Source organism: Mesorhizobium sp. M7A.F.Ca.MR.176.00.0.0 (assembly GCF_004023165.1).
Lineage (GTDB): Bacteria > Pseudomonadota > Alphaproteobacteria > Rhizobiales > Rhizobiaceae > Mesorhizobium.
The window spans coordinates 13770-22837 of sequence record NZ_RZTC01000032.1; the positions used below are offsets into that span (position 1 = coordinate 13770).

Genomic DNA, 9068 nt, shown 5'->3' on the forward strand with positions numbered 1-9068 from the left:
GGAGCGGTGACACCATTCGGCCGCTGCGGCTGGCGGATGTCGGCCTCGGTGAATTCCGGGGCGAGCGCGTCACTTCCGGCAAGCAGCCGCTGTGCGCGGTAGGTCAGGCCATTGGCGTTTTCGAGGAAACTGCGCAGGCCGCTGCCAACACCTAGCTGACTGTCGAAGGCGTCGCAGCCCGACAGCATGATGGCGGAGGCACCAAGGCTGGCACCGGTCAGGAATTTGCGGCGGCTGATCTCAAACTTCGCCATGTCAGGCACTCCTCTCGACGTTTTTGTCGTCCTGTGCGGGAGGATCGGTGCGATACCAGCCGGTGATGATCGAACGCAGTTCGTTGATCGGGCCGGCGGCCAGGATCATCAGGATATGGACGACGAAGAAGGCGACCAATAGCACCATGACGGTGAAATGGATGGTGCGTGCCGTCTGCCGGCCACCGAGCAGATCGTTGAGGAACGGCAGCACCGAATTCATGCTCGGCGACATGGCCAGACCGGTGATGATCATCAGCGGCAACAGCACGAACAGCACCCCGCCATAGGCCATCTTCTGCAGCGTGTTGTATTCGCGCGTGTGGTGGAATTTGAGCTTGGCGTGGTCGACGATGTCTTGCGGCAATCGCTTCAAATCGTCGAGGCGTGGCGCGAGATCGCGCCGCAGATGGCCGTTCACGGTGCTGGCGACAAACCAGACGATCAACGTCGTGGCCAGTATCCAGGCAAAGAAGAAATGGATGACGCGCGCGGTGCCGAGATCATAGTAGGACGGGATGGTCGCCCAGGAGGGAAAGGCGCGGGACGTCTCCTGGCCGGCCGGACCCGACCAGCCGAGCACGCCAGTGGTGTCGAAGCGATGCCCGAAGATTTCCGTGTAGCCGCGCGGACCCGCATCGGAATTCTCGGCGCCGATGGCGAAGATGGTGTTGTTGTATTCGAAGCCCGATTCTTTGCCGATATAGAGCTGCGGACGGGCATTGAAGATCTGCAGGCCTGACAGCAGCATGAAGAACAACGAGATAGCCCAAAGCCAATGCGTCAGCCGTGTCCAGCGCGACTGCCGGTAGATCAGCGTTTTGTCGTTCGACGCCGAAGCGCCTGGATCGGCGGCGGATTGGCTTCTGGCAACGGATTCCATCGTGTTTCGTCTCCCGGCCTCGCGGCATGGCCTGCGCGTTCATTGTCCTCCTGATACGTCGCGATCCAAACCGATGTTTCATCTGATCACGGATTTATTACGGACCGCCCAGGCTGACGGCGAGATTGACGGCGGCGGCGACGATGACCGTGTTGAAGAAAAACGACAGGATCGAATGGACAAGCACGACACGACGCATATGCGTGGTCGAGATGTTGGTATCGGCGGTCTGTGCCGTCATGCCGATCACCGTCGAGAAGTACAGGAAATCCCAGCCCTCCGGCCGTTTGTCACCCGGGAACAGCAGTCCGCCGACAGGGATTTTCTTCCTGGTCTCGGCATCCACAGCATCGCCGTCCATCCAGTAGACATGAGCATAATGGAGCGCTGCCATGGCATGAATGGTGAACCAGCCGAGCGGGATCGACAGCAGCGCGAAGGTGAGCTCGACGGGATGGCTTCTGTCCTTCTGATTGATCAGTAGGAACAATGAGATAACGGCAACGCCGACGACGACAAGCGTCACAGCGAAGATGACCAGCACCGGCTGGTCCGTGGCACGCGCATTCCTGCTCAGATACCTGCCGGTGAACTTCGGCATCTGGGCGACGACGAGAATGACATAAGCGGCAAAGAACGCGTTGGCGCCGATCGAATAGGCAAGCGGGGTGTGCAGCAGCAACGCCACGAGAAGCGCAAAAACGCCAACGCAGGCCGACACAGCGAACAACATGTGGCGCTGAATGGGAGACTTCACCGGGGTTTCGGCAGCCATGTCGGTTCCAACCTTGAATGGCGCTCGGCTTCTAGTCTGGTGTGGCGGATTTGAGCGCCCGCCGCAAGATGCGGTCGAGTTCGCCGAGAAACCGCGACCGGTCTTGCGGCGCGAAGCTGGCATTGTAGCCCTTGCTTTCGCCGGTCTCGCGCAGATGCTGCTTCAGGTCACGCATGGCTACCGCCATGCCGATCGTTTCCGGCGTGAAGGGGCGTCCCGTTGGCCCAAGCACATGCGCGCCGAGTGCCACCGCGCGGGCGGCCAGCGGAATGTCGGCGGTGATCACAATGTCGTTGGTGCGTGCATTGTCCACGATCCAGTCGTCGGCGGCATCAGCGCCCTTGGAGACCACCACATTGCGGATCATCGGATCGCGCGATGGCCGCAGGCCGCCATTGGAGACGTAGGTGACAACGACGCCATGCCGGTCGGCCACTTTTTCGACCTCGGCCTTGACCGGGCAGGCGTCTGCATCGACGAGAATGGCGGGGAGTTCGCTCATGTTTCTTTTCTCCTCCCACTTGTGAACCACAGAGGTCGCGGGCCGATTGGGCGGCGGCCTGGTATCTTCCTCAGTAAACCACGACGCTTCTGATCGATTTGCCCTCATGCATGAGATCGAAACCCTTGTTGATGTCCTCGAGCTTCAGCGTGTGAGTGATCATCGGGTCGATCTGGATCTTGCCGTCCATGTACCAGTCGACGATCTTGGGCACGTCGGTGCGGCCGCGCGCGCCACCGAAGGCGGTTCCCATCCAGGTGCGGCCGGTGACCAGCTGGAACGGCCGCGTCGAGATCTCCTGGCCGGCACCGGCGACGCCGATGACGACCGACTTGCCCCAGCCGCGATGCGAGGCTTCCAGCGCCTGGCGCATCACCTTGGTGCTGCCGGTGCAGTCGAATGTGTAATCGGCGCCGCCGATCTGGTCGGCGCCACGCTTGGTCATGTTGACGAGGTGGGGCACGACATCGCCGTCGATCTCCTTCGGATTGACGAAATGCGTCATGCCGAAGCGCTCGCCCCACTCCTTCTTGTCGTTGTTCAAATCGACGCCGATGATCATGTCGGCGCCGGCAAGTTTCAGGCCCTGGATCACGTTGAGGCCGATTCCGCCGAGGCCGAAGACGACGGCGGTGGCGCCGATCTCGACCTTGGCGGTGTTGATCACAGCACCGATGCCGGTGGTGACGCCGCAGCCGATGTAGCAGATCTTGTCGAAGGGCGCGTCGGGGTTGACCTTGGCCAGCGCGATCTCGGGCAGCACGGTGAAGTTGGAGAAGGTCGAGCAGCCCATATAGTGAAAGATCTTGTCCTTGCCGATCGAGAAGCGCGATGAACCATCGGGCATCAGGCCCTGGCCCTGGGTGGCGCGGATGGCCGTGCACAGATTGGTTTTTCGCGACAGGCAGGAATGGCACTGGCGGCATTCGGGCGTGTAGAGCGGGATGACGTGATCGCCCTTCTTGAGCGAGGTGACGCCCTTGCCGATATCGACGACGACGCCGGCGCCCTCATGGCCGAGGATGGCCGGAAACAGACCTTCCGGATCGGCGCCCGACAGCGTGAATTCGTCGGTGTGGCAGATGCCTGTCGCCTTGATCTCGACCAGAACCTCGCCCTCACGTGGGCCGTCGAGGTCGACCTCCATGATCTCCAGCGGCTTTCCGGCGGCGACAGCGACAGCGGCGCGGGTTTTCATCAGACGTCCTCCAATGCGAGTTTTTTCCAAGGTTTCAGGTTTTGCCGACACGATCAACTGGCGGCTGGCTCCCTGACTGGGCCACAGCGATGAATTGGAATCGCAAGTCGATTGAAAGGCAGTGAATTGCATGGTCGGCTTGACCCTGCAAGCACAGGCCATAAAAGGAACGGCCGACCCGAGGGATGACATTTCGCATGTTCACCAAGATCCTGATCGCCAATCGCGGCGAAATTGCCTGCCGCGTCATCAAGACGGCGCGCAAGATGGGCATCGCCACGGTTGCCGTCTATTCCGATGCCGATCGCGATGCCGTGCATGTCGAGATGGCCGACGAGGCGGTGCATATCGGGCCTTCGCCAGCCGCGCTGAGCTATCTCGTCCCGGAAAAGATCATCGCCGCCTGCAAGGAAACGGGGGCCCAGGCCGTGCATCCCGGCTACGGATTCCTGTCAGAGCGGGCGGCCTTCTGCGAAGCGCTGGAAGCGGAAGGCATCATTTTCATCGGCCCGAAGCCCAAGGCCATCAAGGCGATGGGCGACAAGATCGAATCGAAGAAGTTCGCCAACGCCGCCAAGGTTTCCACCGTGCCCGGCTGGCTCGGCGTCATCGAGAATGCCGACCATGCCGAAAAGATTGCCGGCGAAATCGGCTATCCCGTGATGATCAAGGCTTCGGCCGGCGGCGGCGGCAAGGGCATGCGCATCGCCTGGAGCGAGGCCGAAGTGCGCAACGGCTTCGACCGCGCGCGCTCGGAAGCCAAGAGTTCGTTCGGCGACGATCGTCTCTTCATCGAGAAATTCGTTGTCGATCCGCGCCACATCGAAATCCAGGTGCTGGCCGACGCGCATGGCAACGCGCTCTATCTCGGCGAGCGCGAATGCTCGATCCAGCGACGCAACCAGAAGGTCGCCGAAGAGGCGCCATCGCCATTCCTGGACGCCGCGACACGCAAGGCCATGGGCGAGCAGTCGGTGGCGCTGGCCAGGGCCGTCGATTACCAGAGCGCCGGCACGGTCGAATTCATCGTCGACAAGGACAGGAACTTCTATTTCCTTGAAATGAATACACGATTGCAGGTCGAGCATCCGGTGACGGAGCTCGTCACAGGCATTGATCTGGTCGAGCAGATGATCCGCGTCGCCGCCGGCGAAAAGCTTGCCATCAAACAAAGCGATGTCAAACTGAACGGCTGGGCAGTGGAAAGCCGGCTCTATGCCGAAGACCCCTACCGCAACTTCTTGCCGTCGATCGGCCGGCTGACACGCTACCAGCCACCTGAGGAAGGACAATTCGGCGATGTCATCATCCGCAACGACACCGGCGTCACCGAGGGCTCCGAAATCTCGATGTTCTACGATCCGATGCTCGCCAAGCTGTGCACCTGGGCGCCGACGCGTCTGGAGGCGATCGATGCCATGTCGGAAGCGCTCGACAGCTTCGTCGTCGACGGTATCGAGCACAACATTCCGTTCCTGGCTGCCTTGATGCAGCATCCGCGTTGGCGGGAAGGGCGGATATCGACCGCTTTCATATCGGAGGAATATCCCGACGGCTTCGCGCCGGTCGTACCGAACGACGATGAGAAGGCCGTGCTGGCGTCGATTGCGACGGCGGTGGAACTGCTGCGCCGTGACCGGCTCGACCGGCTGGGCGGGCGGCTGGCGCCGCATTCGGGAGCTCTGAAGCGCGACTGGGTGGTAAAGATCGGCGATGACTATCTGTCGGCCTCGATTATCGAGGGCATGATTTCCATTCCGATGGAAATCGATCTGTCGATCGAGGCCGGCAGGGCGTTGACCGTTGCATCAGACTGGCGGCCGGGCGACCTGGTCTGGCGCGGCACGGTCGGCAAGCGCAAGGTTACGGCTCAGGTCAGGCCGGTTGCCAATGGCTTTCGCATTGCCTGGAAGGGCATGTCGGTGACCGCGCGCGCCATGCTGCCGCGCACCGCCGAGTTGGAAAGGCTGATGCCCGAAAAGGTAGCGCCGGACACGTCGAACCTGCTGCTTTGCCCGATGCCTGGCCTTGTCGTGTCGATTGCCGTTGCCGAAGGCCAGGAGGTCAAGGCCGGCGAGACCTTGGCGGTGGTCGAAGCGATGAAGATGGAAAACGTGCTGCGTGCTGAACGCGACCTTGTCGTCTCCAAACTCAACGCCAAACCGGGCGACAGCCTGGCTGTCGACGCGGTGATCATGGAGTTTGCTTAGGCTAGCCGGGCAGGCAGCCTGTGATCAGCAGTGGTTTGTGCTGGACTGGCATCGCGCGGTCCCGGACAATACATCTCCATCGACTCAAGGACCTTCACGCAGCACCATGGCCGACGAAAAACTTCCCCGCGATCCCCTGAAGCGCGAAGCAGCGATTGCTGCGGCGCGGCCCTTCGTCCATCTGCGCGTGCATTCGGCCTATTCGCTGCTGGAAGGCGCCTTGCAGATCGGCAAGGTGGTCGCTCATGCGGTCAAGGACGAAGCCCCGGCCATCGCCGTCACCGACACCAATAACCTGTTCGGCGCCCTGGAATTCGCGCAGAAGGCGGTGAAGGACGGCATTCAGCCGATTATCGGCTGTCAAACGGCGCTCGCCTTTTCCGGCGAAAACAGCGATGGCCAGCGCGACCGCAGGCGGCAGGGTCCCGATATGCGGCCGGTCGTCCTGCTTGCCGCGACCGAGGCCGGCTATTCCAACCTGGTCAGGCTGGTCAGCCGCGTCTACCTCGAAACGCCGCCGGGCGAACCCGTGCACCTGACCACCGAAATGATGGAAGGCTTTTGTGACGGGTTGATCTGCCTCAGCGGTGGGCCGCGCGGACCGATCGGCACCGCCATCAAGGAAGATCGCCGCGATCTGGCCGAGGCACGGCTTTTGACCCTGAAGGCAATGTTCGGCGATCGCCTCTATGTCGAACTGGACCGGGTTTCCGGTTATGATCGCGTGATTGAAAAGTCCTCGATCGATCTGGCCTACGCCCATGAATTGCCCCTGGTCGCCACCAACGAGGCGTTCTTTTCCTCTCGCGACGACTATGACGCACATGACGCGCTGATCGCCATCGCCGAAGGATCGGTCGTGGCCGCCGATAATCGTCGCCGGCTGTCGCCGGACAATTTCCTGCGCAGCCAGGCCGATATGGCCAGGCTCTTTGCCGATCTGCCAGAGGCGATCGACAACACTGTCGAGATCGCGCTGCGCTGCTCCTATTATCCCAAAAACCGCAATCCGATCCTGCCGCGCTTCACCGGCGGCGATGTCGCCGACAATGACGTCGCGGTGCAGGCGGAAGCCGACGAACTGGCCCGCCAGGCGCATGAGGGGCTCGACGCGCGCCTCGCCATGCATGGCCCGACATCAGGCTATACGGTCGAGCAATACCGCGAGCGGTTGAATTTCGAGCTTGGCATCATCACCAAGATGAAGTTTCCCGGCTACTTCCTGATCGTTGCCGACTTCATCAAATGGGCCAAGGCGCAAGGCATCCCGGTCGGGCCTGGCCGCGGTTCGGGCGCAGGCTCGCTGGTCGCCTATTCGACGACCATCACCGATATCGATCCGTTGCGCTTCTCGCTTCTGTTCGAGCGCTTCCTCAATCCCGACCGCGTGTCGATGCCCGACTTCGACATCGACTTCTGCCAGGATCGGCGTGAAGAGGTCATCCGCTACGTCCAGCAGAAATACGGCCGCGACCAGGTCGGCCAGATCATCACCTTTGGTACGTTGCAGGCCCGCGCCGTGCTTCGCGACGTCGGCCGCGTGCTGCAGATGCCGTATGGCCAGGTCGACAAGCTCTCCAAGATGGTGCCGCAGAACCCGGCCAATCCGGTCAAGCTCGCCGACGCCATCGCCAACGAGCCGCGTTTTGCCGAAGAGGCCGAGAGGGAGCCGATCGTCCAGACGCTGCTCGACATGGCGCAGAAGCTGGAGGGCCTTTACCGCCACGCCTCGACGCACGCCGCCGGCATCGTCATCGGCGACCGGCCGCTGTCGGAACTGGTGCCGATGTACCGCGATCCGCGCTCGGACATGCCCGTCACCCAGTTCAACATGAAATATGTTGAGCAGGCCGGGCTGGTGAAGTTCGACTTCCTCGGCCTGAAGACGCTGACCGTGCTGGAGACGGCGGTCAAGCTGATCCGCCGGCGCGGCATCGAGATCGACCTGGCAACGATCCCGCTCGACGATCCCGAGACCTACGCCATGCTGTCGCGCGGCGAAGTGGTCGGCGTGTTCCAGGTGGAAAGCGCCGGCATGCGCAAGGCGCTGATCGGCATGCGGCCCGACTGCATCGAGGACATCATCGCGCTGGTCGCGCTCTACCGCCCCGGTCCGATGGAGAACATTCCGACCTACAACGCCAGAAAGCATGGCGAGGAGGAGATGGCGTCGATCCATCCCAAGATCGACCATCTGGTGAAGGAGACGCAAGGCGTCATCGTCTACCAGGAACAGGTGATGCAGATCGCGCAGGAGCTGTCCGGCTACTCGCTCGGCGAAGCCGATCTGCTGCGCCGCGCCATGGGCAAGAAGATCCGCGCCGAGATGGACAAGCAGCGTGAGCGCTTCGTCTCCGGCGCGGTCGAGCGTGGCGTCGGCAAGCCGCAAGCCGATTTCATTTTCGACCTGCTGGCCAAGTTCGCCGACTATGGTTTCAACAAATCGCACGCCGCCGCCTATGCGGTGGTTTCGTACCAGACCGCCTATCTCAAGGCGCATTATCCGGTCGAGTTCCTGGCAGCGTCGATGACGCTCGACATGGGCAACACCGACAAGCTGGCCGATTTCCGCCAGGACGCGCTGCGCCTTGGCATCGAGGTTCTGGCGCCTTCGGTGATGTCGAGCTTTCGCCCCTTCGAGGTCGGTGAGAACCGCATCTACTATTCGCTGGCAGCGCTCAAGGGCGTCGGCGATGCGGCGGTCGAGCACATCGTTGCCCAGCGTGGCGAAAAGCCGTTCAAGAACCTCGCCGATTTCTGCGAGCGGGTCGATCCCAAGATCGTCGGCAAGCGCGTCTTCGAAAGCCTGATCATGGCCGGCGCGCTCGATTGCTTCGGCCATGACCGCGCATCGATGATGTCGGGCGTGGAACGCATGATGGGACTGGCGTCGCTGGCGCAGCAGAACGCGGTTTCCGGCCAGCACGACATCTTCGGCGCTTCGCTCGGCGCTCAGTCGCAGGCACTCAATCTGCCGGCGACAGAGCCATGGCTCGCCGCCGACCGGCTGCACCGTGAATTCCAGGTGGTCGGCTTCTATCTCTCGGCGCACCCGCTCGACGAGTACAAGGCAGCCCTGCAGAAGATGCGGGTTCAGACCTGGGCCGAGTTTTCGGCGGCCGTCAAACGCGGTGCCGCCGCCGGCCGTCTGGCCGGCACGGTGACGTCCAAGCAGGAGCGCAAGACGCGCACCGGCAACAAGATGGGCGTTATCGCCTTTTCCGACACATCCGGCCAGTACGAAGC

6 protein-coding genes and 1 pseudogene are annotated in these 9068 nt (G+C 62.2%); 2 read left to right on the plus strand and 5 right to left on the minus strand.

Annotated features, from left to right (window positions below):
- The 5 genes and pseudogenes from EOB59_RS36255 to EOB59_RS13255 all read right to left on the minus strand — a co-directional run.
- Positions 1-254, minus strand: a pseudogene (locus EOB59_RS36255) (molybdopterin oxidoreductase); the annotation flags it as partial.
- A 1-nt stretch (position 255) separates the two neighbouring features.
- Entirely contained in the window at positions 256-1137 is an 882-nt protein-coding gene (locus tag EOB59_RS13240; RefSeq protein ID WP_127810555.1) for a cytochrome b/b6 domain-containing protein, read from the minus strand.
- 97 nt (positions 1138-1234) lie between these two features.
- A complete protein-coding gene (locus EOB59_RS13245) occupies positions 1235-1912 on the minus strand; it encodes a DUF1345 domain-containing protein (protein WP_128288522.1) in 678 nt (225 codons plus the stop codon).
- A 31-nt stretch (positions 1913-1943) separates the two neighbouring features.
- Positions 1944-2414: a YaiI/YqxD family protein gene (locus tag EOB59_RS13250; protein ID WP_127270240.1), complete on the minus strand. Its 471-nt coding sequence runs from the start codon at positions 2412-2414 to the stop codon at positions 1944-1946.
- Between the two features lie 70 nt (positions 2415-2484).
- A complete protein-coding gene (locus EOB59_RS13255) occupies positions 2485-3612 on the minus strand; it encodes an S-(hydroxymethyl)glutathione dehydrogenase/class III alcohol dehydrogenase (protein WP_127270241.1) in 1128 nt (375 codons plus the stop codon).
- 197 nt (positions 3613-3809) lie between these two features.
- Between EOB59_RS13255 and EOB59_RS13260 the strand changes: the two genes are divergently transcribed.
- A complete protein-coding gene (locus EOB59_RS13260; protein WP_128288523.1) occupies positions 3810-5822 on the plus strand; it encodes an acetyl/propionyl/methylcrotonyl-CoA carboxylase subunit alpha in 2013 nt (670 codons plus the stop codon).
- A gap of 106 nt (positions 5823-5928) precedes the next feature.
- A partial coding sequence (gene dnaE / locus EOB59_RS13265) for a DNA polymerase III subunit alpha (protein ID WP_245486618.1) occupies positions 5929-9068 on the plus strand: 3140 nt, incomplete at its 3' end.

What these genes read in the sequence shown, in the direction of transcription:
- EOB59_RS13240 (WP_127810555.1), bottom strand. Translation starts at nt 1,137, where the DNA reads ATGGAATCCGTTGCCAGAAGCCAATCCGCCGCCGATCCAGGCGCTTCG.
- EOB59_RS13245 (WP_128288522.1), bottom strand. Translation starts at nt 1,912, where the DNA reads ATGGCTGCCGAAACCCCGGTGAAGTCTCCCATTCAGCGCCACATGTTG.
- EOB59_RS13250 (WP_127270240.1), bottom strand. Translation starts at nt 2,414, where the DNA reads ATGAGCGAACTCCCCGCCATTCTCGTCGATGCAGACGCCTGCCCGGTC.
- EOB59_RS13255 (WP_127270241.1), bottom strand. Translation starts at nt 3,612, where the DNA reads ATGAAAACCCGCGCCGCTGTCGCTGTCGCCGCCGGAAAGCCGCTGGAG.
- EOB59_RS13260 (WP_128288523.1), top strand. Translation starts at nt 3,810, where the DNA reads ATGTTCACCAAGATCCTGATCGCCAATCGCGGCGAAATTGCCTGCCGC.